Origin of the sequence: Mesorhizobium sp. M0244, assembly GCF_040321795.1 — a bacterium.
Classification (GTDB): domain Bacteria; phylum Pseudomonadota; class Alphaproteobacteria; order Rhizobiales; family Rhizobiaceae; genus Mesorhizobium.
The window spans coordinates 76,574-100,269 of sequence record NZ_JAMYSE010000009.1; the positions used below are offsets into that span (position 1 = coordinate 76,574).

Here is a 23,696-nt window from a genome sequence, read left to right on the forward strand (position 1 = left end):
TGACTGGCAAAATATCGCTAAAGCGGTCTTTACGATCCGGTCGCGGTCACCCGCGATTCCGCGCCTGACGCGTGCCGCGCAGGTGATCCACGAGAGCTCGCAGCTTCGGCGCGATATTCCGCCGGCTGGGGAAATAAAGATAGAAGCCCGCAAACGGCGGGAAGTAGCCGTCAAGGATTGGCACAAGCTCGCCGCGGTCGATCCAGGGGCGGAATGTGTCCGCCATGCCAAACGTGATCCCGGCGCCCGCAACAGCCAGCCGGATCATCAGCCACATGTCGTTGGTCGTGATCTCGGGCGCAACAGCCACGTCGAACTCGCGCCCGTCCTCGCCAAACTCCCAGCGATAAGGCGAAACTCCGGGCGCCGGCCGCCAGCCGATACAACGATGGGCCACAAGCTCACGCGGATGAGCGGGGGCTCCGAACCGGTTGAGATAGCGCGGCGCGCCGACGGCCATCTGTCGCTGATCGCCCGATACCGGCACGGCGATCATGTCCTGCTCGATCACTTCGCCGAGTCTCACCCCGGCATCATAGCCTTCGGCCACGATATCGAACTCCTCGTCGGTGACCACAATGTCCAGATGCACCTCGGGAAACGTTTCCGTGAAGGACGCCAGCAACGGTCCTGACAGGAACGCCTCTGCGATCGATGAAACCGCGATCCGCAGCAGGCCGCGCGGGTGGTCCAGAAACTCCGTAGTGGCTTCGACTGCCGCGTTCACGTCGGCGATCGCCGGTGCGACGCTCGCCAGCAGTCGTTCACCCGCTTCGGTCAGGTTTACGCTGCGTGTCGTGCGCTGCAGCAATGCGATCCCCAGACGCTGTTCAAGCCTAAGGATGCCCTGGCTTACCGCCGAGCGCGTCACGCCCAGGCGGTCTGCCGCAGCGCGAAAATTGCGTTCCTCAGCCACGGTGACAAAGACGGCAATTGCATTGAGATCGACGTCCATTGGTTAGCAACACTTACCTTAGAGGTTAACAATAGGCGGGTTATCGCGACAATGCCATGCTCCTATCTCTGTCGCAACGGCAAGAAGGCTTGATCGTCTCGATCCAAACCGATGCCGGCTGACAAAGGAGATCCCATGACATCACTGCCTTCTTCCTGGAACCTGGATGGAAAAATCGCCCTCGTGACGGGCGCGGCACGCGGCATCGGTCGCTGCACCGCGGAGCTGCTGCGTGCCCGGGGTGCCCGGATCGTGGCAAGCGATCTCAGCGACACTGTACGTGAATTGGAAGCCGAGGATGTGGCAACCCTGGTCGGCGATGTCGCCGACGAGGATCTGGCGAGACGCTCGGTCGAGTTCGCGGCGAAGCGTTTCGGACGCCTCGATCGTCGTGAACAACGCCGGTCGTACGCTCAACAAACGTCTGACGGAGACCTCCGTCGACGACTATGACCGCATTCTGCAGATCAATGCGCGCGGCAGCTTCGTCACCGCCCGTGCCGCAGTGGAATTGATGGCCGCCGGTGGCGGCGGCGCGATCGTCAATGTCTCATCGATTTCGGCGGTTGCGGCCTTCGAGACGCAGGCGGCCTATGCCTCCTCCAAGGCGGCTGTCGCACAGCTGACCAAGGTGATCGCGATCGAATACGGGCGCATGGGCATTCGCTGCAACGCCGTTGCCCCTGGCGTGATCGAAACCGACATCATGGAAGGTGTGGTGGAGAATGGGCGGGAGATGCTGCGAAGCTTTGGCAACGCACATCCGATCGGCCGGATCGGGCAGCCGGAAGAAGTTGCCGAGAGCATCGTCTTTCTTGCCTCGCCGGCGTCCAGCTTCATTACCGGGACCCTGCTTCTGGTCGACGGCGGCTACACCGCCCAATGAAACGCAACCCTACCATCAGACCGGCGCGCTGCAGGATCTTAATCGCACGCCTACCCTTCACATCGTGAAAATACTCACAGGATTTCTGGAACCGAAAGGATCATTTTCATGACCATGGACAAAGTTGTTCTGATCACCGGTGCCTCCAGCGGCATCGGTGCTGGCATCGCCCGCGAACTTGGCGCGGCAGGTGCAAAGCTGATCCTCGGCGCGCGGCGTACCGACCGCCTTGAAGCTCTCGCGGCCGAGATCGAGGCGGCTGGTGGAACGGTTCGTGTGCGAGCGCTCGATGTCACCAAGAGGGCAGATGTCGCAGCGTTCGCCGATGCCGCCCGGGCCGAATGGGGCCGGGTCGATGTCATGATCAACAATGCGGGCGTCATGCCGCTGTCGGCCATGGCCGCGATGAAGGTTGGCGAATGGGAGCTGATGGTGGACGTCAACATCAAAGGTGTTCTGTATGGCATCGCGGCGGTCCTGCCCGAGATGACGGCACGCGGCTCTGGCCACATCATCAATATCGGCTCCATCGGAGCACTGGCCGTCTCGCCCACGGCTGCCGTCTATTGTGCAACGAAATACGCTGTCCGCGCGATTTCCGATGGGCTCCGCCAGGAGTGTGACGATATCCGCGTAACCTGCATTCATCCTGGCGTGGTTGAAAGCGAGCTGGCGAACACGATCACCGACCAAGCCGCCGCCACTGCCATGAAAACGTGGCGGGCAATTGCCCTGCAACCCGACGCCATCGCCCGAGCTGTGCGCTACGCAATCGAACAACCCGACGATGTCGACGTCAACGAGATCGTCGTGCGTCCGACGAAGGCGGCGCATTGATGCGGCCCCGTTTGGCCGCAGTGCTCGCTTGTGTTGCAATCGCTGCTGCGCCAGTAGGGCTGGCCCTGTTGTTAACTCCAATTCTTGCAGAGGAACCGATGACGCACCAAGATCATCCCTACGTCGGAATGTGGATCACCGAGGATCGCCATGTCCGGCACGAACTCCTGCCGAACGGCCGTTATGACGAAGCGCGCGGTGACCGCGAGAGCGCCTACCGGGGACGCTATCAAGTAGAGGGCAACCACATAGAATACTGGGACGATACGGGCTTCACCGCAGATGGTGAGTTCGTCGAAGGCGTTCTCTATCATGGCGGGATGATCCTTTATCGCCAGCGGTAGAGAGCCACCCTGAGACAAGCACTTCAGGGTTCCACCGTTACGGTTGCGCGGTATTTGATCGAAGTGCCGCCGCTCTTTTCCTCGGACACCGCCCCACTTGCCAGGAAGCTATTGCACGCCTTGCATGAGGCGCTCAGCAGTTTGCACTGCAAGGCTCGCCGCACCACATATCTCCCGGCAAGCGCGGCGGAAAGAAGCAGGATCGCGAGCGGAGTCGACATTGCAAAGGGTTGTCACTATATAGCGGCGGCTTTGACGGCTCGCCTCTTACGTGGTGCCGGCGAGAGCGCGGTAAATGTGCTAGTCATTGCGACATCTATTGTGATCCAAAACGGCTTGAAAACCAAAAAAAAGCAAATAGAAACAATAGCGCGGGTCGAACGAGTTTCGTCGAGAGAATCAGTCCTCAAGAACCAGAACGTGCTCCTTGAACCCTCCATTCCCTTCAGCTCTGTGGACCTCGGACAAGTTCGGCTTGCCGGGCGAAGCCGACTCGGCTCGAATGGCAGCACGCATCTTTTCCAAGATGCCGACGTTTATGATTACCAACCGGCATAGCCGCTAGGGAACAGCAGTATGAGTGAACACGCGATCGAGTTCTTGCGCGGGTGGATTGGCGAAAAAGTCCATTGCCAGCCCTCGCCAGCCAGAATCGAGAAGCAGGCCGAGACCCTCGCCAGGGAATGTGCGGCCAAGGCTGCCGAAGCCGGCATACCCCTGGAGGATATCCAGGAAGAGGTCGGCGACATTCAGGAGCTCATTGCTTCGAGGCTCGAAGAGGCGGCCGAGGCCGACCAGGACGAGCAGAATTCCAACAAGCCTGCCGGCTGACGGACCGCCCCCCGGCAAAACCGGCCGGGCGACCATTGGCTGTCTGATGCAGTTGCGCGGTCTATCGCCGCGCAGCCTTGCCAAATCTCTCCGTGAGCCACTCTGTCGGCAATGCCGGCACGAAATTGCCGTCGCGCCCGGTCATGTCTTCATTGGCGACCAGCGCGTTGAGGATTGCTTCCTCCACGCTCTGAACGACGGCGTCGAAGAACGGGTTGATGTCGGCATCCGGTATGTAGCCGGCGCTGACCAATTTGCCCGCCGCGCCGCGCGCCGCGTCGGGATTGGCCGTGCTGAAGGCCAGAAAGATATCGCCGGACGTATTGTATCCATAGCCGCCGGTCAGCGCCACGCCGAGCGGCACGCGTTTTGCCAGTCTTTTCAACTGATGCGGCATGAATGGCGCATCGGTGGCGACGATCGCGATGATCGAGCTCTTTTCCGCTCGCGGCGTGTTGTCCCGGACCGCCGGTTCGGCGAGTTCCGCTTCGGTCCTGACGCCACGGATGACGAGGTTCCGCCTTGCACCGAAATTCGACTGGACGAAGCAGCCGATCGTGACACGCTCTCCGTTCCAGTCGACGCTGCGCGAGGATGTCCCCGATCCCGCCTTGAAGCCGAAGGTGATCATGCCGGTGCCGCCGCCGACGCTGCCCTCTTCGATCGGCCCGCTTTCAGCCGTCTCGAGCGCCGAAAACACGTGCTCGAAGCTTACATGATGGCCGTTGATGTCGTTGAGGAAGCCGTCATAAGTCTCGCCCGCCACCGGCAGCGCCCAGGCGCTGTCGAGCGATTGCGGCAGCACCTTCTGTATCCAGCGCAGCGTTGCGTCGCGGCTGACGCCGCAGGAATGCGTGTTGGTGATGGTGATGGGAAGATTGAACGCTCCGAGTTCCTCTATCAGATGCGAGCCGGTCAGTTCGCCATTGCCATTGGCGCTGAACACGCCGGCGAACGCCGGGACGGCCAACTCGCCTCTGGGCCGTGGCAGGATCGCGGTCACGCCGGTGCGCACCGGACCTTTGCCGACAACGAGCGGCCCGTCCCCCGAGATCAGCGTCGTATAGCCGACTGTCACGCCAGGCACATCGGTGATGGCGTTTAAAGGCCCTGGCGTGCCTTCGAACGGGATCGCGAAGGCGCGTGCACGCAGTTTGCCCGAGGGCGTCGCAAGATGCGGGTCGGTCATTTCGTCCTCAGAAAGCAAGCCTTGGTCGTCCTTAGAAAAGCGAACCTTGGCCGCCCGGCGCCTTGAGCTTGGCCGCGGACTTGGCAACCGTCTTCGGCCGCGCCGTGCCACTGATGGCGACGGCATCCGCGGTGCCGTCGGCGAACTCCAGCGAAAGTGCCATTCCCGACGCGACTTCCGCCGCATGCTTGACCACCGCGCCGTCCGCATCCTTGACCAGCGCGAAGCCTCGCGCCAGCACGGCCTTATGCGACAGCGTCGCCAGCAGCCGGTCGGCCTGCGTCAGTCTTCCACGCAGACGGTCCAGCCGTCTCGAAATCGCGTGGTCCTGCCGTCGCGTCAGGGCCAGCAGGGCATCGCCTTGCAGTTTCTGCCGTCTTGCGATCGGCGCCGGTGACAGTCTGGTGGCGGTGCGCGAAAACCGCGCTCGCCGCTCGCGCACGATGGCAAAGAACGCCGCTTGCGCACGGGCGAGGTCGCGGCGGGTCAGCGTGCGGGCTTCGTTCATCCGCCGCGACAAGGTGGCCGGCGTCAGCCGCTGCCCCAGAAGCCTGGCCCGCTTGCGCTCGACGCTGACCGACAGCGCCCGGCCGAGCCGGCTCGTCGCCTCGTCGAAGCGCCGCCGCGGCAGCGCCAGCAACTGGTCGGGCGAGGGCAGCGCACGGGCGGCCGCGCGTGCTGCCTGCCGCTTGCGTTCGAAATTGCGCGACACCGCGGTCTTCAGCCGTGCGCCAAGGCCGGCAAGCGTCGCTTCGAGGTCGACTTTGACCGGTACGGCGATTTCGGCAGCGCCTGTCGGCGTCGGCGCCCGCACATCCGCCGCCAGATCGATCAGCGTCCAGTCGGTCTCGTGGCCGACCGCCGAAATCACTGGAATGCCCGAAGCCGCGACGGCCCGGGCGAGCGCTTCGTCGTTGAACCCCCAGAGGTCCTCCAGGCTGCCGCCGCCGCGCGCCACGATCAACAGGTCGGGCCGCGGGATGGCGCCGTCCCACGGCAGTGCGTTGAAGCCGTTGACGGCAGCGGTCACCTCCGCACCCGCCGTCTCGCCCTGCACCCGCACCGGCCAGACGAGTACGTGCAGCGGAAACCGGTCCTTGATGCGGTGGATGATGTCGCGAATGACGGCGCCTGTCGGCGAGGTGACCACGCCGATGACGCGCGGCATGAAAGGCAGCAGGCGCTTGCGGGCCGCGTCGAACAGCCCTTCGGCCTGCAGCCGGCGCTTGCGCTCTTCCAGCAGCGCCATCAGCGCACCGGCACCGGCCGGTTCGAGATTGTCGATAACGATCTGGTAGTTGGACTTTCCGGGATAGGTGGTGAGCCTGCCGGTGGCGATCACCTCCATGCCTTCCTCGGGACGGAATTTCAGCCGGCTCATCGTGGTCTTCCACACCACGGCATCGAGCCGCGCGCGATCGTCCTTCAGGCAGAAATAGGCATGGCCGGAGGAATGCGGTCCGCGATAGCCGGAAATCTCGCCGCGCACCCGTACATTGCCGAAGACGTCCTCGACCGTGCGCTTAAGCGCGCCGGAAATCTCGCTCACCGTATATTCGGTGGCGTTGGTGCGTGATTCGGATGCTGCGTCGCTCATCGGCCGATTGGGGGACTGTTGTTGGCCGGCGTCAAGGCGGCCGTGTTCGATGTCCGCCCCAATTGCGCGATCCTTCACCAGCCCGGCAGGATCTGGCTCGGCTTGGTCCGCTTCATCTTCGCGAAGGCGAGTGTTGCGAAGTCGAACGTGCCGGTCTCTTCCCCGAGCGGCACGGAAATATTGTCCAGGCTTTCCGAAATATGACGGGCGAGCGCGTCGACGATCTCCGGCTGCGAGGTCTGGCCGCGCATGATGCCGATGCGGCAATCGGGCAGGGCACCGAAACCGTCGGCCTCGCCCAGCACCCGCATACCGGGCCGCAGCGCGCATTCCGGCAGCACCGAGATCGCCAGGCCGGAAAGCACCGCGGCGGCGATGACGGTGGCCGAGAAGCTGGTGAACAGGATGCGGTAGTCGCGGTTCTGCTGGTCGAGCACGTCGGCGGCGGCCCGCCGCCAGATGCAGTTCGGCCGGCCGAAGGCCATCGGCAAGATCGTCTGCTCATGCGTCGCATGGTTGGCCGAGGTAACCCACAGCAGCGGTTCGCGCCGCACCACTTCCGACTGGCCGCGCGCGTCATTGTGCGTCACCAGCGCCAGGTCGAGATTGCCGCGCTTGATGTGTTCGACCAGTCCCGGCGTCGGCTCACAGATGACGGTCAGTTCGACATGCGGGTTGGAACGGGCAAACCGCGCCATGATCTCGGGCAGGAAGCGATCGGCATAGTCGTCCGGGGTGCCGATGCGGATGGTGCCTTCGAGCCGGCGGTCGTCGAATGCGGCCAGTGTTTCCTTGTTGAGATAGAGCAGCCGCCTTGCGTAGGAGAGCAGCCGGTCGCCCTCCTCGGTCAGCCTGTTGGTGCGGCCGTCCTTTTCGAACAGCGGCTTGCCGATCCGCTCTTCCAGCCGGCGCATCTGCATCGACACCGCCGACTGGGTGCGATGCACCGCTTCCGCCGCGCGGGTAAAGCTGCCGGTGTCGACAATCGAGATGAAGGTCTGCAACTGATCGAGATCGAGTGGCGCTTTCATCGGTCCAATCCATCATTGATGTTGATGCTAAAGATTAGAAACATTCGTTGGATTAATCAATCGCGCCATGGCAAATTCGCATTGTCTACATGAAGGCATGTGAATCGAAGCCGGAACGGCCGCTGTCGCCAGCGCCCGATCGACCGGTTTTGTCCGTTCGAGTCTAAAGGAGACCGACATGGCTACGTTTGATTTCGCCACCGAGACCTCGCGCATCACCTCGCGTCCGGCCGTTGCGACGCGCGTGGCCAATGCGGCTGCCAATATTTACCGCGCCTGGAAAAACCGCCGCGCCTTTTATCGCCTCGGCGAAATGTCAGATGCCGAGCTCGCCGACATCGGCCTGACCCGCGCCGACCTGCACGTCGCTATCGGTGTGCCCTTTGGCCGCGATCCGACCGAGAGGCTTCGCGTCATCGCAGTCGAGCGCGCCGAAACGATCGAGGATCTTGCCCGCAAGGTGGCCTGATCGCACAAGTTGCGATCCGGTCGCATTGAACCTTTTCGAGGCACGACGCCATCAAGTTACGCAGGCTCCCCACTCCCTGCCGGATCCCCCCGGCCGCCTGCGCGCTGCCCGGTCCTTGCAAGGACCGGGCTTTCTTTTTGGGAAATCAGGCGACGGCCGACTTTTGTGATGGCCTTGGTATCGATCTGCCAAGTTCGTGCGCAGCTTCTATCCAGGACGATATGGCGTCTTGGACATTAGCGATAGCTTCTTCAGGAGTTTCACCATCGGTGATGCAGCCTGGCAGGTCGGGGACCGAGGCCGAAAATCCGCCCCCGTCTTCTGCGGAAAGCGGTGCGATGACGACCGCATATTCAAGTCTGTCCGCCATGTCTCTTTACCTCGTCGATGAAAGCCACGAGTTTTCGAATATATACGGGTTTGATGGGGCGTTTAAAAGGCACTGTCAGAATCTCGGCCATTGCCGAATGATAGACTTTGTAATGCGACCCACCGGATCGTGGCGGCACGCATTGAACGCCTGCATCGTCACAAACTGCCCTTACATCAGCTATTGACCAATCACCGCGAGGGTTGCGGCGCATCTGTTCCAGTCTCTTGCCCACAGGACGTCGACTCGCAGCTTGTGGCGCTATCGCCGGCCCATTCCCTGTTTGAACTGGTCGAAGATCGACTCCATGCCCTTCTGGTAGTCGTCGCGTTGCTGGGCGCCCGTCTCGAACATCTTGCCGAACAGGTCGTCGAACGGATTTCTCGGCCTGCCGCTCGGATTGGTCTGCGGCTGCGGCGCCTGGGGTTGCCGCGGCGCCTGGCGAGGCTGCGGCTGAGACTGCGGCTGTTGTGCGCCGCCGAACATATCCTGCAGCACTTTGCCGAGCGGATTGTCACCATAAGGGTTCTGTGTCTGCTGCGGCTGGCTTTGCGGCTGCTGCCCGCCGCCGAACATATCCTGCAGCACCTTGCCGAGTGGATTGTCCGCTGGACCTGCAGGCTGTGGTGCCGGCGCCTGGCCGCCGCCGCCCGCCTGCCGCATCATCTGCTCGATGAGCTCGCCGAGCGGATTGCCGCCGCCGCCTGCCGCATGCATCTGCCCGCCTAGCTGGTTGGTGGTCTGCTTGAACAATCCGCCCATCATCATCGAGGCGATTGCCGGCAGCATCTGCTGCAGGACCTGCTGGCTGACGCCGCTCGCCCGCGCGGCCTGGCTGGCGACGGCGCGTGACAAATCCTTCGAGCCGAACAAATGCCCCAGAATGCCGTTGCCTTCATCGAGACCCTGCGGCGAGAAGGCCCGGCTTGCATCCTCGAAATATTTGGCGTGCTGGCCGCTGGCCATCGCCGTCATGAAGGCGCCGAGCCCATAAGGGTCCGCCGTATTGCGCTTCAGCCCCTGTGAAAAGGCCGGCAGCAGCGCCGCGACCGCCGATTGCGTCTGCTGCTGCGAAAGCCCGAACTGCTGGGCCAGCGCCTGCATGCCGGTGCCGTTCTGAGCCTGCGCCAGAATATCGAACAAGGAAGGCATTGTTTTCTCCTCCGGGAAAATCCTCGCAGGAGAAGCCTAGTTCGTTTCCATCACTGATTGAAGCGAATTTGCCGGACCATGAACCATGCGGATAGCGAAGCGTTAATACGCGTATTCCATGAACACCGGCTCGATCGAACCGCCCCAGCGCGTGTGGTAGGCGGAGAGCATCTCTTCGGCGCTTGTCGTGCCGCGCGCGACGACCTCGTCCAGCGTGTTGAGGAACGAGGTCTCGTCATAGCCGTCGCGGTTCTTGCGGCCACGGTTCTTCAGTCCCATGCGCGAGATGACGAGCACGTCGCGGGCGATCTCGCGCAATGTCGTGTTGCGGAAGGGCGCCGAAATGCCCTGTTCCGGCACCGCGTTGCGCATCGCCAGCACCTCGTCATAGCTCCAGCTCGAAGTCAGCGCCTCGGCCGCGTCGAGCGCTGCCGCGTCATAGAGCAGCCCGACCCAGAAGGCCGGCAGCGCGCAAATGCGCCGCCACGGCCCGCCATCGGCGCCGCGCATTTCGAGAAAGCGTTTCAATCGCACGTCGGGGAACAGCGTAGACAGATGGTTCGCCCAGTCGCCCATCGTCGGCAGCCCGTCCGGCAATTCGTTGCGGGCAGCGCCCGCCATGAACTGGCGGAAGGTGACGTGCGTCATGTCATGGTACTGGCCGTCGCGGATGACGAAATACATCGGCACGTCGAGCGCCCATTCGACATAATCGGCAAAGCCGAAATCGGGCGAGAAACAGAACTCGAGCAGGCCGGAGCGCTGGTTGTCGGTGTCGCGCCAGATCTCGCCGCGCCAGCTCTGCAATCCGTTCGGCCGGCTTTCGGTGAAGGGCGAGTTGGCGAACAGCGCCGTCGACAGCGGTTGCAGCTTCAGCGACACCTGCATCTTGCGGCGCATGTCGGCCTCGCTCTCGAAGTCGAGGTTCACCTGGATCGTGCAGGTCCGGTACATCATGTCGAGGCCTTTGGTGCCGACCTTGGGCATGTAGCGGGTCATGATCTCGTAGCGTGATTTCGGCATTTTCGGCGTCTCGGCCAGCGACCATTTCGGGCTGCCGCCAAGGCCGAGAAAACGAATGCCCATCGGTTCGGCGATCTCGCGTACCTGCGCCAGATGCGCATTGCCTTCGCGGCAGGTCTGGTGGATCGTCTCGAGCGGCGCGCCGGACAGTTCGAACTGGCCGCCGGGTTCCAGCGAGATCGCGCCCTGGCCGGTCGGCTCGACCAAGCCGATGATGCGGCCGGCATCCATGATCGGGTCCCAGCCGAGTTTGTCCTGCATGCCTTCGAGGATGGCGCGTATGCCGCGTTCGCCGCCATAGGGCACCGGCGCATTGCCGTCGATGTAGAACGGAAATTTCTCGTGCTCGGTGCCGATCCGCCACTTGTCGCGCGGCTTGTTGCCTTCGGCCAGGTGCTCGACGAGTTCGTCGACGCTTTCGACCGGCCGGAAATCGGTTGTATCGCGCGCCATGATAGCCCTCCGCACATGACCCCGAAAATCGGCTTCGATTTTCGGAAAGGATCATGTGCCCAATCAAAATGCTACAGCGTCCTTTGCGCGCCCGAAAGGACGCGCGGCGCTGTAGAGCGGTCGGACGACCGCCGGCGCTAGATGGACGAAATGTCAGTAGCCGATCAAGCGAAAAATCCTGAGCCAGCGGGTAACTGGAATTGATCACCAATCGCCGATTGTCGCCTGGATCAGCGCCAGTGCCGCCACCGCCGCCGTATCCGCCCGCAGGATGCGCGGCCCGAGCGGAATCGCGGTAACGAAGGGCAGCACTCTCAGCATCTTGCGTTCCTCGTCGGAAAAGCCGCCCTCCGGCCCGACCAGCAGCCCGAGCTTCTTCTCCCGCACCGCCTGCAATGCCGGCAGGGGATTGTTGGTCGATGCGTCCTCGTCGCAGAAGATCAGCCGCCGCTCTCGGTCCCAGTTGCTGAGCAGGCGTTCGATTTTTTCCGCTTCGCGCACCTCCGGCACCGCCAATATGCCGCATTGCTCGGCCGCCTCGACGACATTGGCGCGCAGGCGCTCGATGCCGGGCCTTGCCACTTGCGTATGCTGGGTGATGACCGGCTGCAGGATGCCGGCGCCCATTTCCACCGCCTTTTGCACGAGGTAGTCGAGCCGCCCCTGCTTCAGTGGCGCGAAGCAATAGACGAGATCGGGCAGCGGTGGCTGCGGCCGCTGCAATGCCAGCACCTTCAGGCGTACAGCTTTCTTCGATTTTGCCGCGATTGTCGCCGACCACTCGCCGTCGCGGCCGTTGAACACCAGAACCTCGGCACCTTCGCCGAGCCGCAGCACATGCGAGAGATAATGGCTCAGCTGCGGGCCGACGTCGAACTCGATGTCCGGTCCAAGCCCATCCGGCACGAACAGCCGCTGCATCTTGTAATTGGCGCGCATCGCCGAGGAATGGGCGAGGCTGTCCCCGGCGTCAAGCCTCCGCGCTGACGTGCCAGACAGGTCTGTAGCCACGCTTCAGCACGGAAACAGTTGTCGCCGGCGTGAGCAGGCGGAGTGGGCGGCCGGCAAAGCTATCGAACGCTACCGGTTCGCCATAACCCGCGAACGACCAGTGCAGCGCTTTGCCGCCGCGCATCGCATAGGCATCGCTGCCGTCCGCAACCATGGAACCCTCCGCCAGGGCCATGAGGTCTTGCGCCGCGATGATCGGCGGCCGTCCGCCCGAGGCCAGGCGCTCCTTGTGCAGGCGCTTGTCGATCTGCGGCGCGCGCGGCTCGGCAATGCCGAAGGCTTCGCCGAAGCGCTGGACAAAATCCCTGGCTCGCTCGCGCCGGCAGAAGAAGCAGGGCCGATGCCCGGCCGCCAGCGCCGTCACCTCGTCGAGGAAAAACAGCTCGGTCCAGCCGGCCTTGCCGCCAGCCCGGTTGCGGCCCATCGGCTCGCGCCGCACGTCGCGGAACTCGCAGACGCAGATGATCCAGGCTTGCAGCGCCCAGCGATTCTTCAACAGCGTTCTCGTCTCGGGGTCATGGATGATGCCGCGATTGCCCATGAACAGGCCGCGCTCCGGCACGGCATGGATGGCGCCGAACGGATCGACCCGGTTCTGCAGCGGCATAGGCGTTCCTTCCTGGCTGCAATACTGGCTTGGCTGCAATGCTGGCGTCATGATATCGCTCGCTGCATCAATTTCATGTCAGCAGGTTTCGATGCGGGTCTTGGTCGTCCAGAACTTCGACAATGAGGGCCTTGGCCAGATCGGCGCGGCACTTGTCGAGGCGGGCGCCGATATCGACCTGCGCCGGCCCTATCGCGGCGACGCGCTGCCGCAAGATGGCGGCGAGCATGACGCCATGGTGGTGCTCGGCGGCGCCCAGAATGCGCTGGACGACGAGCTCTGTCCTTATTTTCCGGGCCTGCTCGACCTGACGCGCGATTTTGCCGACAGGGATCGCCCGGTGCTCGGCATCTGCCTTGGCAGCCAATTGGTCGCGCGCGCTTTTGGCGGCGAAAACCAGATAGGCGGCGCCTCGGAGTTCGGCTGGCACGAGGTGGCGCTCACCGCGGCGGCGCAGGCCGATCCGGTGCTCGCCGCCTTGCCCGAAAAATTCCCGATCTTCGAGTGGCACGACGACACCTTTGTCTTGCCTGGGACTGCCGTGCGGCTGGCCGGCAACGCCGTCGCCGAGAACCAGGCGTTCCGCATCGGCCGCGCCGTCTATGGCTTCCAGTTCCATTTCGAGGCCGACCGGCCGATGGTTCGCGACTGGAGCACAGCCTTTGCACCGCTGATCGCCGAGCGGCATCCTGAATGGAGCAGCCGGCTCGACGATGAAATGGCCCGCAACGGACCGCAAGCCGATGCCGCCGGCCTCGCCATCGCCCGCGCCTGGGTGGCGACGATCTGACGGCTCATACAGTCGACGTATTTGGCGACGTTGCATATTTGGCACGCGGCGGCAAATCCGCCGGGGAAAACGCGTTTCATCCTTGGCCTGTGTCCGTCCGCCATCCTAAAAGGCGCCCGCTCTGCATCTTCGGTGCAACCGCGATGAACCTTTCCTGTGACCCGCGCGACACACCGCCGATACAGAACATGCCTAGAAGCGCGAAACCGTCAGAGATTTGCGACGTATTTTGCGTTTCAACGCATTGGTAACCCGCTCGTGCATAGATGCAGAAAGCTCAACAAGAGATGACGTCCGTGAAAGCAGCCTTTTTGTCCTTTGCCATGTTGTCGGCTATCGTGTTGTGCGGCCTCGGCATTTATTCCGCCGACGCAGCCAACAACCACAATGCCGTCGACGGCTACGGCGTCACTGCCGCGCTTCGTTAGACCCTCTGCACATAATCCCACGCCTTCGTCACCCTCAACGCAAGGCTTCGCGATGCCCTAATCGCTCAGAGTTGATGACGAAGGAAGGGATGCTTCGGCAATCTCGAAGATTTGCAGTCCGCCACCACCGAGATTTTGGCGGCTGACAGGAACCGTCGGCGGTCGCTGCCGATCGCCCAGACCTGTCAAAACCACTGTGCAAAAAATGCCCTAAGCCCTCTCACCCGTGACCGTCAGGATGCGTTTTTCCGCACCGTCGACGACGAGCGCGGTGAGGTTTCCCGACTGCCAGGCGAGCGTGTCGACATTGACGCGGTTACCGGTGATCTCGGCCTTGGGCACCGGCGTATGACCGTGCACCACGATCTTCGGATGGAGGCCGGTGTGATCGTGGAAGACGTCGCGAATCCAGATCAGGTCCTGCGGACTCTGGCTTTCCAGCGCAATGCCGGGCCGGATGCCGGCATGACAGAAGAAGAAGTCGCCGAATGTCACTGAAAAGGGCAGCGACCGCAGGAACTCGACATGGTCCTGCGGCACGGCCTCGACCAGCGCGGCGTGACCTTGCCGCAATGCCGCATCGGCTCGGCCAAACCAGGCGCTGCCCCCACCGAGGGCCACCCCGTAGGATTGCGCCGTCTGGATGCCACCATAGCGCATGAACAGTCCGTCCGGGTCGGGGACATCGAGAAAATCGAGGAAGCCGATGTCATGGTTCCCGGCCAGCATCAGGTGACGCGGATCGCGTTTTTGGGCGTCGATCAGAAAGTCGATGACACCCTTGGAGTTCGGGCCGCGGTCGACGTAATCGCCGAGATGAATGACGCGCCAATCGGCCGGCGGCTTCTGACCGAGCTCAGCCTCGATGCGGTGGTGCAAGGCCGCCAGTAGGTCGAGCCGGCCATGCACATCGCCGATCGCGTAAAGACGCATGCCTTCCGGTCCGCGTGCGCCGAAAAAATTGATGCCGGGCTCCGTCAATGCCTGCGTCGCCTCCGTGATCATGCCGTCACGGGACTTTAGCGCCGAAGCTGATCCTTGCCCATGTCGGTGACCAGACGCTTTCCGCACAGTGCCAGCGTTATGTCCATCTCCTTGCGGATGATTTCTAACGCCTTGGTAACCCCTTCCTTGCCGAGTGCGCCGAGGCCGTACAGGAAAGGCCGGCCGATATAGGTGCCCTTGGCGCCGAGGCAAAGTGCCTTCAGCACGTCCTGGCCGGAGCGGATGCCGCCGTCCATATGCACCTCGATCGTATCGCCGACGGCGTCGGCGATCTCTTCGAGCGCCATGATCGACGACGAGGCGCCGTCGAGCTGGCGCCCGCCATGGTTGGAAACGATGATCGCGTCGGCGCCGGTCCTGGCCGCCATCAGCGCATCTTCCTTGTCGAGAATGCCTTTCAGGATCAGCTTGCCGCCCCAGCGCTCCTTGATCCAGGCGACGTCCTTCCACGACAGATGCGGATCGAACTGCTCCCTCGTCCACGACGACAGCGAGGCGAGGTCACCGACGCCCTTGGCGTGGCCGACGATGTTGCGGAACGTCCGGCGCTTGGTGCCGGCCATGCCGACGCACCAGCCCGGCCTGGTCGCCATCTGCCAGATGTGCTTTGGCGTCATTCGCGGCGGCGCCGAAAGCCCGTTGCGGATATCCTTGTGGCGCTGGCCGAGGATCTGCAGGTCGAGCGTCAGCACCAGCGCCGAACATTTCGCCGCTTTTGCGCGGTCGATCAAATCGAACACGAAATCCTTGTCGCGCAGCACATAAAGCTGGAACCAGAACGGCTTCTTGGTCACCGAAGCGACATCCTCGATCGAGCAGATGCTCATCGTCGACAGCGTGAACGGTACGCCGAATTCCTCCGCCGCCTGCGCAGCCAGCATCTCGCCATTCGGATGCTGCATGCCGGTCATGCCGGTCGGCGCCAGCGCCACCGGCATCGCCACCTTCTCGCCGATCATGGTCGATTCCAGCGAGCGGTTGTCCATGTCGACAAGCACCCGCTGGCGGAACTTGATCTTCTGGAAATCCTCTTCGTTGGCCCGGTACGTGCTTTCGGTCCACGCGCCGGAATCGGCATAGTCGAAGAACATCTTTGGCACGCGGCGGCGCGCCAGGGCCTTGAGGTCGGCGATGGTGAGAATGCTGCTCATGGATTTTTCCACTGGTTCTTCGCGGGTTCGTCGCTGAATTTTCTGGCCGGAGCCTACGGCTGTTTTCTTGCCGCCTCACCGTCACCGGGCTCGGAGCGCTGCCTGAGCCTCAGCCGCGACACGCGCTGCCAGTCGCCGCTGCGCTCGGCCTCGGCCATCGACCGTTCGACATAGGAGATGTGATCCATCGCCGCCTGCCGCGCCGCGGCCGGATCGCCGGCCTTGACCGCCGTGTAGATGGCCCGGTGCTGCGAAAGCAGCGCCTCGCGCGCGCCCGGCACGTTGAACACCAGCCGCCGGTTCTGGAACACGCCTTCCGACAGCAGCCGATAGCAGGAGCGCAGCGTATGCAGCAGGATGATGTTGTGCGCGCATTCGCAGATCGCGTGATGGAACTCGACGTCGATTTCCGCCTCGTCGTCGAAATTGCCGGTCCGGTGCGCCTCGTCCATCCGCGCCATGATGCGGTCGAGCAGCGCCAGATCGTCTGATGTGGCGCGCCGCGCCGCATATTCGGCCGCCACCGCCTCGATCTCGCGGCGGTACTCCAGATAGTCGGTCACCGCCTTGCGATGCATCGAGATCAGGTCTGTCACCGGCTTGGTGAACAGCTGGCCGATGACGTCGGCGACATGGGTGCCGCCGCCGGGCCGTGTCGTCAAAAGCCCGCGCCCTTCCAACGCCTTCAAGGCATCGCGCAGGATCGGCCGCGACACCTCGAACTGGCGCGCCAGCTCGCGCTCGCCCGGCAGCCGGTCGCCGGTGCGCAGGACGCCTTCGAGGATCAGGCTCTCGATCTGCTGCACCACCTCGTCGGCCGTGCGCGAATGCTCGATCCGGGAGAATATGTCGCTCAAACGGGCTGCCTGGGGTTGAACCGATGGTGCGCAAGATAAAGCCAGCGTCGCCAACTGGTCAAATTATTTATCCAATTCGCCTGATCGGGTCGGTTTCGAAGCCGCGGCGCCATATCATCTTCAGCTAAATTGGGCGTTTGCGTCCCCTGGCGATTGCCTCTAGAGGGACATCATTGCCAAAGGGCTCAGAGAAGCCCGGGGAACCAGCCGTGCCAGACGCCGACCCGTCCAACCTCGAATTCCAGCTACGCGCCAAAGCCGGCGTCATGGGCGGCAGCGTCATGGGCTTTCCGGCGCATGAAGGAAGGCCCGGCGCGCTCGGCGAGGTTCACGCCCGGCCGCACCCGCTGGTCGAAAAGCCGCGCGTGCTGGTGCAGCTTTCCTTCATGACCGAAGGCGGCTCGGGCGTCGATCTGGCCGTGCTTTCCGAACTGTCACAGCGTCTCGGCATCGCCGCGCCCGACCGTCATGCCCGCCATCACGCGATGAAATGGGGCAAGGGCTCGCTGCGCTGGGAACGGCACACCGAGTTCTCGACCTATCTCTGGGAAGGACCGCTTGCCGAAAACGGCAGGGGGCAAGAAGACACACCCTTTGGCAACGGGTTTTCGCCACCGGGAACGGTGATTTCCGGCATCAGGCTTGAAATTCGCAAATGGACGCCGGCCAACGAGAGGCTGATCGCCGGCTTCGACCCGACCAGCCTGTGCTATTCGCTGGTCGAGCGCGGCAACGCCGCAATCGTCACCGATTTCCGCCAGGATGGTGACGGCTTGACCCGCATTCTGGTGCTCGACCGCGGCCTGACGCCGGCGCGCACCGGCGCTCTGTCGCAACGGCTGATCGATATCGAGACCTACCGCACGCTGGCCATGCTTGGGCTGCCGCTGGCGCTGACACTTTCGGGACGCGCCCGCCGCATCGAGGACAGGCTGGCCCAGACCACGCTGGAAATGAAGGTCGCCGAAACCCGCGACAGCCAGACCTTGCTCGCTGACCTGACCGAACTTGCCGCCGAACTGGAGGCTGACGCCGCCTCCAGCCTCTACCGCTTCGGCGCCAGCCGCGCCTATGACGGCATCGTCGGCGAGCGGCTGGAGGCGCTCGATGAGGAAGCCGTGCCCGGCTACGACACCTGGGGCGGCTTTTTGCAGCGGCGCGTCGCCCCGGCTATGCGCACCTGCCGTTCGGTCGAGGAGCGCCAGGCCAATCTGTCGCGCAAGCTCACCCGCGCCACCACGTTGCTGCGCACCTGGGTCGACGTCGAGGTTGAGAAGCAGAACCGCGATCTGCTGGCATCGATGAACAATCGCGCCCGCCTGCAATTGCGCCTGCAGCAGACGGTCGAAGGTCTCTCCGTCGCCGCCGTCTCCTATTATGTCGTCGGCCTCATCGGCTACGTCGCCAAGGGCGCCTCGATCTTCGGCCATGCTTTTGCGCCGGAAGTGGTCACCGCCGCCTCGGTGCCGCTCGCCGTCCTGCTCGTCTGGTGGGGCGTGCGTCGTGTGCGCCGCATGCACTCCGAACCCGGCAAGCAGCCGGGCGAGTAGGCAGGTAATCTCCCCCCTTGAGGGGGAGATGTCGCCGAAGGCGACAGAGGGGGTTGTCCCGCATGGAGCGCCAACCTCGTTTCGCGGCGGGACACGATATCGGCGATTTACGTGAGACGACCCCCTCTGGCCGCTTCGCGGCCATCTCCCCCTCGAGGGGGGAGAAAGTCAGCGCTATCCTCGCGCCATCCCCCACCCCGCTCACTTCGTTCGCGACCCTCCCCACAAGGGGGAGGGTAGATATGCAGCGGCAGATTGCCGCTGCGGAAGGCTGTCCGGCTATAGGCCGTTCGTTCCGGCCAAAGCGGGATTTGCAACGGGCAGCTGTCGCTGGTAAAAGATTTTTACCAGTCGATCGAAGGAGGCTGTCGATGTCCGGCCTTGCCATGCCGAAACCAGACGACGCCACGCTGCGCCGGCGCGACGAGATCGTCGCCGATATGCGCATCATCGTGCCGGGTGAGGGCGTCGTCGACGCGGCCAATACCATGCGTGCCTTCGAGAGCGATGGGCTCACCGCCTACCGGCAATTGCCGCTGGTCGTGGTGCTGCCGCAAACCGTGGCGCAGGTCTCGCGCGTGCTGAAATACTGCAACGACCGCAACATCCGCGTTGTGCCGCGCGGTTCCGGCACTTCGCTGTCCGGCGGCGCGCTGCCGCTCGAAGACGCGGTGCTGCTGGTCATGAGCCGCTTCAATCGCATCCTCGAGATCGATTTTCAGAACCGCATCGTCGTCGCTCAGCCGGGCGTCACCAATCTCGGCATCACCACCGCCGTCGAGCAGGAGGGCTTTTATTACGCCCCCGATCCATCCTCCCAGATCGCCTGCTCGATCGGCGGCAATGTCGCGGAAAATTCCGGCGGCGTGCACTGCCTGAAATACGGTCTAACCGCCAATAATGTGCTCGGCATCGAGATGGTGCTGATGAATGGCGAGGTGGTGCGCCTCGGCGGCAGCCATCTCGACGCGGAAGGCTACGACCTGCTCGGCGTAATGACGGGCTCCGAAGGGCTGCTCGGCGTCGTCACCGAGGTCACCGTGCGCATTTTGAAGAAGCCGGAGACGGCGCGGGCGCTGCTGATCGGCTTCCCGACCAGCGAGCAGGCCGGCCAATGCGTCGCCGACATCATCGGCGCCGGCATCATCCCGGGCGGCATGGAGATGATGGACCGTCCGGCCATCCACGCCGCCGAGGATTTCGTCCAGGCCGGCTATCCCTTGGATGTCGAGGCGCTGCTGATCGTCGAACTCGACGGGCCGGGTGTTGAGGTCGACCATCTGATCGGCCTTGTCGAAGCCATCGCCTATAGGAACGGCTCGACCACATGCCGCATCTCGCAATCGGAGCAGGAACGGCTGAGCTTCTGGGCCGGCCGCAAGGCAGCCTTCCCCGCGGTCGGCCGCATCTCGCCCGACTATTACTGCATGGACGGCACCATCCCGCGCAAGGAACTGCCACGCGTGCTCGCCGGCATGCGCGAGTTGTCGGAGAAATACGGTCTCGGCGTCGCCAACGTCTTTCACGCCGGTGACGGCAATCTGCATCCGCTGATCCTGTATGACGCCAATGTGCCGGGCGAGCTCGACAAGGCGGAGAGTTTCGGCGCCGACATATTGCGGCTCTGCGTCAAGGTCGGCGGCGTGCTGACCGGCGAGCACGGAGTCGGTGTCGAGAAGCGCGACCTGATGCCGGAAATGTTCAACCAGATCGACCTCGACCAGCAGATGCGGGTCAAATGCGCTTTCGACCCCAACCATCTGCTCAACCCGGGCAAGGTGTTTCCGCAGCTGAGGCGATGCGCCGAGCTCGGGAGAATGCACGTGCATCGCGGGCAGGTGGCGTTCCCGGACATTCCGAGGTTTTGAGGTGATGCTTCGCTTCTCAATGTCGGCATTCCTTCGCACCCCTCTCTGTCCTGCCGGACATCTCCCCCACTTAGGGGGAGATTGGCCCTCATCGCCGCTTTCGCCAATCGCTAACGTTGCCGAACGAAGGCCGGCCGCGAAACTGCCAATCTCCCCCCTTGCGGGGGAGATGCCCGGCAGGACAGAGAGGGGCGCGAAGGATCACGGCATATCTGCATTTGGGGCTGGCGCTTTCTCCTCATGACCAATTTCACCCCCTCCACCGCCGCGGAAACTCTCTCCACCGTCGCCTGGGCAGCCGCCGAAGAATCGCTGCTCGAAATCCTCGGTCACGGCTCGAAGCGCGGTATTGGCCGTCCGCCGCAGAGCGAACATACGCTCGACCTGTCGACCCTGTCCGGCATCACGCTCTACGAGCCGGCCGAGCTGGTGCTGTCGGCAAAAGCCGGCACGCCGCTGGCCGAGATCGAAAGCCTGCTTGCCGAAAGCGGCCAGCAACTGGCTTTCGAGCCCATGGACTATGGCCCGCTGCTCGGCGGAAAGCCGGGAAAAGGCACGATTGGCGGCGTGCTGGCCGCGAACCTTTCCGGCCCGCGCCGGTTGAAGGCCGGTGCTGCGCGCGACCATATCCTCGGCATAGCGGCCGTCTCCGGGCGCGGCGAGGCCTTCAAGTCCGGCGGCCGTGTGGTCAAGAACGTCACCGGCTATGATCTGTCCAAGCTGATGGCCAACAGCTGGGGCACGCTGGCGGTCTTTACCGACGTCACCTTCAAGGTGCTGCCCTCAGCCGAGACCGAAGTCACGCTCGCCATCCGTGGCCTGCTCGACGATCGTGCCACCGCCGCCATGGCACTGGCGCTCGGCTCGAGCGCGGAAGTGTCGAGCGCCGCCCATCTTCCCGAACGAGTCGCAGCTAGGGTCGCCGGCGGCAGTCTCGGCAGCGATGCGGCGACGCTGCTGCGCATCGAGGGGTTCGGCCCGTCGGTCGCCTACCGCATCGCCGCGCTGAAAGACCTGCTGAAAAACGCCGGTCCACTGCAAGAGATTTCGGGTTCGGTCTCGTATTCGGTCTGGCGCGATGTCCGCGATTGCGCGCCGTTCGCCGACGGCAGCGAAAGGCCGGTGTGGCGCGTCTCGATGGCGCCGTCGCAGGCTCACCAAATGGTGCTGGCGCTGCGCATGCAGGCCGCGGTCGACGCCTTCTACGATTGGCAGGGCGGGCTGATCTGGCTGCGCATGCAGCAGGACGATCCCGAGGCCAGCCTGTTGCGCGGCCTGATCCAAAAACATGGCGGCGGCCATGCGACGCTGGTGCGCGCTGCCCCTTCGCACCGCGCCGCCGTGCCGGTGTTCGAACCGCAGCCGCCGCCGCTGATAGCACTGTCGGCGCGGCTGAAGGCCGAATTCGACCCGAAGAATATCCTCAATCCCGGCCGTATGGCGCCGGGCGCAGGCTCTGCTACTCTCGCCCCGACAATCGAGGGAGGAGCACAATGAGCGATATCAATCCAGGTCAAAACGATGCACCGCGCCAGACCGACCGCTGGCTGCAGCCCGGTCCGACCAACGCGCTGGTCATCTACATCTTGTACCTTGCCAGTTTTGTCATCGGCGTCACCGGTATTGCCGGCATCGTCCTCGCCTATATCAACCGCGGCAAGGCCGGCGGGTTCGTCGAGAGCCACTACACATTCCTGATCCGCACGTTCTGGATCGGCCTGCTCTATGCACTGATCTCGGCGCTGCTGATGGTCGTGGTCATCGGTGTCGTGCTGATATTCGCCGTCGCCGTCTGGTTCATCGCCCGCTGCATTCTCGGATTGCAGGCGCTGCAGCGCGGCGAGCCGGTCAAGAACCCGGAAAGCTGGTTCCTCGGACTTTAGAGCATGATCCCGAAAAGTGGGAACCGGTTTTCGGAGAAGATCATGCTCAAACGGTAAGGACTCTTTGGCGTGCAAACCTCCTTCTCGCTTGCCCAGCTTGCCGATCCGCATGTCGCGGAATCGGAAAAGATCCTGCGCAAATGCGTGCATTGCGGCTTCTGCACGGCCACTTGCCCGACCTATGTGACGCTCGGTAACGAGCTGGATTCGCCGCGCGGGCGGATCTACCTGATCAAGGACATGCTGGAAAACGGCCGTCCGGCAGACAAGGAGATCGTCACCCATATCGACCGCTGCCTGTCCTGTCTCGCCTGCATGACCACCTGCCCGTCGGGCGTCAACTACATGCATCTGGTCGACCACGCCCGCGCCCATATCGAGGAGACCTACAAGCGTCCGCTGGCCGATCGGCTGACCCGCGCCATGCTGGCCTTCGTGCTGCCTTATCCCTCGCGTTTTCGCGCTGCCCTCAAACTGGCCAGGCTTGGCAAGCCGTTTGCCGGGCTGTTCGAGAAAATCCCGGCGCTGAAGCCGCTGGCGGCGATGCTCAGGCTCGCCCCGGCGTCGATCCCCGTCGCATCGCCGATGGCCTCCCTGGGCATCCATGCGGGGCAGGGCACGAATAAAAATGGCCGCGTCGCCATCCTCACCGGCTGCGCGCAATCGGTGCTCGATCCCGGCATCAACGACACCACGATCTCGCTGCTGACCCGGCTTGGCGTCGAGGTTGTCGTGCCCCAAGGCGAGGGCTGCTGCGGCGCACTGGTGCATCACATGGGCCGCGAGGAGGCCGCCCTGGCGTCGGCCAGGCAGAACGTCGACGCCTGGACGCGCGCCATCGACCAAGGCGGGCTCGACGCGATCGTCATCACCGCGTCCGGCTGCGGCACCACCATCAAGGATTACGGCTTCATGCTGCGCCTCGATCCGGCCTATGCCGACAAGGCGGCGCGGGTCTCGGCGCTGGCCAAGGACATCACCGAATACCTCGTGAGCCTCGAGCTGCCCGAGCCGGTTCGCAAGCCGGGCACGGTCGTCGCCTATCACTCCGCCTGCTCGATGCAGCACGGCCAGAAGATCACCCGCCAGCCGAAGGAGCTTCTGGCCAGAGCCGGCTTCGTCGTGCGCGAGCCGCGCGAAGGGCATTTGTGCTGCGGTTCCGCCGGCACCTACAACATCCTGCAGCCCGAGATTTCGGCGACGCTGCGCGACCGCAAGGTCAGGAATATCGAGGCGACCGGTGCGGAAATCGTCGCCACCGGCAATATCGGCTGCATCACCCAACTCGCTTCGGCGGCGAAGCTGCCCGTCGTGCATACGATAAAGCTGCTCGACTGGGCTTATGGCGGGTCGAAGCCGGAAGGCGTCGCCGAAGACAGGGCGGTTATCGCGGCCGAGTGATGCGCCGG

The 23,696-nt window shown here is 63.7% G+C and carries 23 protein-coding genes and 1 pseudogene; 12 read left to right on the forward strand and 12 right to left on the reverse strand.

Translation table 11 applies throughout. The features are described from left to right. Positions 1 to 46 precede the first annotated feature (46 nt). Positions 47 to 955: a LysR family transcriptional regulator gene (locus tag NKJ08_RS09675; protein ID WP_352777828.1), complete on the reverse strand. Its 909-nt coding sequence runs from the start codon at positions 953 to 955 to the stop codon at positions 47 to 49. Between the two features lie 135 nt (positions 956 to 1,090). Here NKJ08_RS09675 and NKJ08_RS09680 point away from each other — a divergent pair. From NKJ08_RS09680 to NKJ08_RS09695, 4 genes and pseudogenes are all read left to right on the forward strand, one after another. After that, positions 1,091 to 1,841, forward strand: a pseudogene (locus NKJ08_RS09680) (SDR family NAD(P)-dependent oxidoreductase). A 108-nt stretch (positions 1,842 to 1,949) separates the two neighbouring features. Beyond that, positions 1,950 to 2,678 carry an SDR family oxidoreductase gene (locus NKJ08_RS09685; protein WP_352526343.1) on the forward strand — a complete coding sequence of 243 codons (729 nt, stop codon included), beginning with the start codon at positions 1,950 to 1,952 and terminating at the stop codon, positions 2,676 to 2,678. Continuing rightward, entirely contained in the window at positions 2,678 to 3,022 is a 345-nt protein-coding gene (locus tag NKJ08_RS09690; RefSeq protein WP_352526415.1) for an Atu4866 domain-containing protein, read from the forward strand. Before NKJ08_RS09685 ends, NKJ08_RS09690 begins: the two co-directional genes overlap by 1 nt. Positions 3,023 to 3,598: 576 nt before the next feature. Continuing rightward, positions 3,599 to 3,853: a DUF768 domain-containing protein gene (locus NKJ08_RS09695; RefSeq protein ID WP_023719384.1), complete on the forward strand. Its 255-nt coding sequence runs from the start codon at positions 3,599 to 3,601 to the stop codon at positions 3,851 to 3,853. A 61-nt stretch (positions 3,854 to 3,914) separates the two neighbouring features. Here NKJ08_RS09695 and NKJ08_RS09700 read toward each other — a convergent pair whose 3' ends face one another. From NKJ08_RS09700 to NKJ08_RS09710, 3 genes are all read right to left on the reverse strand, one after another. Then, positions 3,915 to 5,042 carry a DmpA family aminopeptidase gene (locus NKJ08_RS09700; RefSeq protein ID WP_352526344.1) on the reverse strand — a complete coding sequence of 376 codons (1,128 nt, stop codon included), beginning with the start codon at positions 5,040 to 5,042 and terminating at the stop codon, positions 3,915 to 3,917. 31 nt (positions 5,043 to 5,073) lie between these two features. Continuing rightward, positions 5,074 to 6,639 (reverse strand): exodeoxyribonuclease VII large subunit, encoded by a 1,566-nt coding sequence (gene xseA / locus NKJ08_RS09705; RefSeq protein WP_352526345.1) that lies wholly within the window; start codon positions 6,637 to 6,639, stop codon positions 5,074 to 5,076. A gap of 74 nt (positions 6,640 to 6,713) precedes the next feature. Continuing rightward, a complete protein-coding gene (locus tag NKJ08_RS09710; protein WP_352526346.1) occupies positions 6,714 to 7,670 on the reverse strand; it encodes a LysR substrate-binding domain-containing protein in 957 nt (318 codons plus the stop codon). A gap of 178 nt (positions 7,671 to 7,848) precedes the next feature. On the opposite strand from NKJ08_RS09710, the gene NKJ08_RS09715 reads away from it, so the two are divergent. Further along, entirely contained in the window at positions 7,849 to 8,139 is a 291-nt protein-coding gene (locus NKJ08_RS09715; protein ID WP_352526347.1) for a DUF1127 domain-containing protein, read from the forward strand. A 145-nt stretch (positions 8,140 to 8,284) separates the two neighbouring features. Here the strand turns inward: NKJ08_RS09715 and NKJ08_RS09720 are convergent, their stop codons facing one another. From NKJ08_RS09720 to NKJ08_RS09740, 5 genes are all read right to left on the reverse strand, one after another. After that, positions 8,285 to 8,509, reverse strand: coding sequence for a type II toxin-antitoxin system HicB family antitoxin (locus NKJ08_RS09720; RefSeq protein ID WP_352526349.1), 225 nt, complete (start codon positions 8,507 to 8,509; stop codon positions 8,285 to 8,287). 261 nt (positions 8,510 to 8,770) lie between these two features. After that, positions 8,771 to 9,661, reverse strand: coding sequence for a DUF937 domain-containing protein (locus NKJ08_RS09725; protein WP_352526351.1), 891 nt, complete (start codon positions 9,659 to 9,661; stop codon positions 8,771 to 8,773). A gap of 102 nt (positions 9,662 to 9,763) precedes the next feature. Beyond that, the gene (locus NKJ08_RS09730) at positions 9,764 to 11,137 is read right to left on the reverse strand and encodes a glutamate--cysteine ligase (RefSeq protein ID WP_352526352.1); all 1,374 of its coding nucleotides are present in this window, start codon (positions 11,135 to 11,137) and stop codon (positions 9,764 to 9,766) included. Positions 11,138 to 11,341: 204 nt separating this feature from the next. Next, the gene (locus NKJ08_RS09735; RefSeq protein ID WP_352781686.1) at positions 11,342 to 12,076 is read right to left on the reverse strand and encodes a 16S rRNA (uracil(1498)-N(3))-methyltransferase; all 735 of its coding nucleotides are present in this window, start codon (positions 12,074 to 12,076) and stop codon (positions 11,342 to 11,344) included. A gap of 31 nt (positions 12,077 to 12,107) precedes the next feature. After that, positions 12,108 to 12,755: a hypothetical protein gene (locus NKJ08_RS09740; RefSeq protein WP_352526353.1), complete on the reverse strand. Its 648-nt coding sequence runs from the start codon at positions 12,753 to 12,755 to the stop codon at positions 12,108 to 12,110. 91 nt (positions 12,756 to 12,846) lie between these two features. Here NKJ08_RS09740 and NKJ08_RS09745 point away from each other — a divergent pair, with 91 nt between their 5' ends. Beyond that, positions 12,847 to 13,545: a type 1 glutamine amidotransferase gene (locus NKJ08_RS09745; protein ID WP_352526355.1), complete on the forward strand. Its 699-nt coding sequence runs from the start codon at positions 12,847 to 12,849 to the stop codon at positions 13,543 to 13,545. Between the two features lie 296 nt (positions 13,546 to 13,841). Further along, a complete protein-coding gene (locus NKJ08_RS09750) occupies positions 13,842 to 13,973 on the forward strand; it encodes a hypothetical protein (protein ID WP_280952144.1) in 132 nt (43 codons plus the stop codon). 210 nt (positions 13,974 to 14,183) lie between these two features. Here NKJ08_RS09750 and NKJ08_RS09755 read toward each other — a convergent pair whose 3' ends face one another. The 3 genes from NKJ08_RS09755 to NKJ08_RS09765 are packed head-to-tail and all read right to left on the reverse strand — an operon-like array spanning position 14,184 to position 16,986. Then, the gene (locus NKJ08_RS09755; protein ID WP_352526417.1) at positions 14,184 to 14,954 is read right to left on the reverse strand and encodes a metallophosphoesterase family protein; all 771 of its coding nucleotides are present in this window, start codon (positions 14,952 to 14,954) and stop codon (positions 14,184 to 14,186) included. Positions 14,955 to 14,992: 38 nt separating this feature from the next. Then, a complete protein-coding gene (locus tag NKJ08_RS09760; protein WP_352526356.1) occupies positions 14,993 to 16,129 on the reverse strand; it encodes an alpha-hydroxy acid oxidase in 1,137 nt (378 codons plus the stop codon). A 53-nt stretch (positions 16,130 to 16,182) separates the two neighbouring features. Continuing rightward, positions 16,183 to 16,986: a FadR/GntR family transcriptional regulator gene (locus tag NKJ08_RS09765; RefSeq protein ID WP_352526358.1), complete on the reverse strand. Its 804-nt coding sequence runs from the start codon at positions 16,984 to 16,986 to the stop codon at positions 16,183 to 16,185. A gap of 266 nt (positions 16,987 to 17,252) precedes the next feature. Here NKJ08_RS09765 and NKJ08_RS09770 point away from each other — a divergent pair, with 266 nt between their 5' ends. From NKJ08_RS09770 to glcF, 5 genes are all read left to right on the forward strand, one after another. Then, entirely contained in the window at positions 17,253 to 18,536 is a 1,284-nt protein-coding gene (locus tag NKJ08_RS09770) for a DUF3422 family protein (protein ID WP_352526419.1), read from the forward strand. Between the two features lie 371 nt (positions 18,537 to 18,907). Continuing rightward, positions 18,908 to 20,404 carry an FAD-linked oxidase C-terminal domain-containing protein gene (locus NKJ08_RS09775; RefSeq protein ID WP_352526360.1) on the forward strand — a complete coding sequence of 499 codons (1,497 nt, stop codon included), beginning with the start codon at positions 18,908 to 18,910 and terminating at the stop codon, positions 20,402 to 20,404. 240 nt (positions 20,405 to 20,644) lie between these two features. Next, a complete protein-coding gene (locus NKJ08_RS09780) occupies positions 20,645 to 21,901 on the forward strand; it encodes an FAD-binding protein (protein WP_352526362.1) in 1,257 nt (418 codons plus the stop codon). Further along, positions 21,898 to 22,287, forward strand: a complete 390-nt coding sequence (locus NKJ08_RS09785; RefSeq protein WP_352526364.1) for a DUF4870 family protein — start codon at positions 21,898 to 21,900, stop codon at positions 22,285 to 22,287. The genes NKJ08_RS09780 and NKJ08_RS09785 overlap by 4 nt, the downstream gene beginning before the upstream one ends. Positions 22,288 to 22,356: 69 nt before the next feature. Further along, positions 22,357 to 23,688 carry a glycolate oxidase subunit GlcF gene (gene glcF / locus NKJ08_RS09790; RefSeq protein WP_352526366.1) on the forward strand — a complete coding sequence of 444 codons (1,332 nt, stop codon included), beginning with the start codon at positions 22,357 to 22,359 and terminating at the stop codon, positions 23,686 to 23,688. Positions 23,689 to 23,696 lie beyond the last annotated feature (8 nt).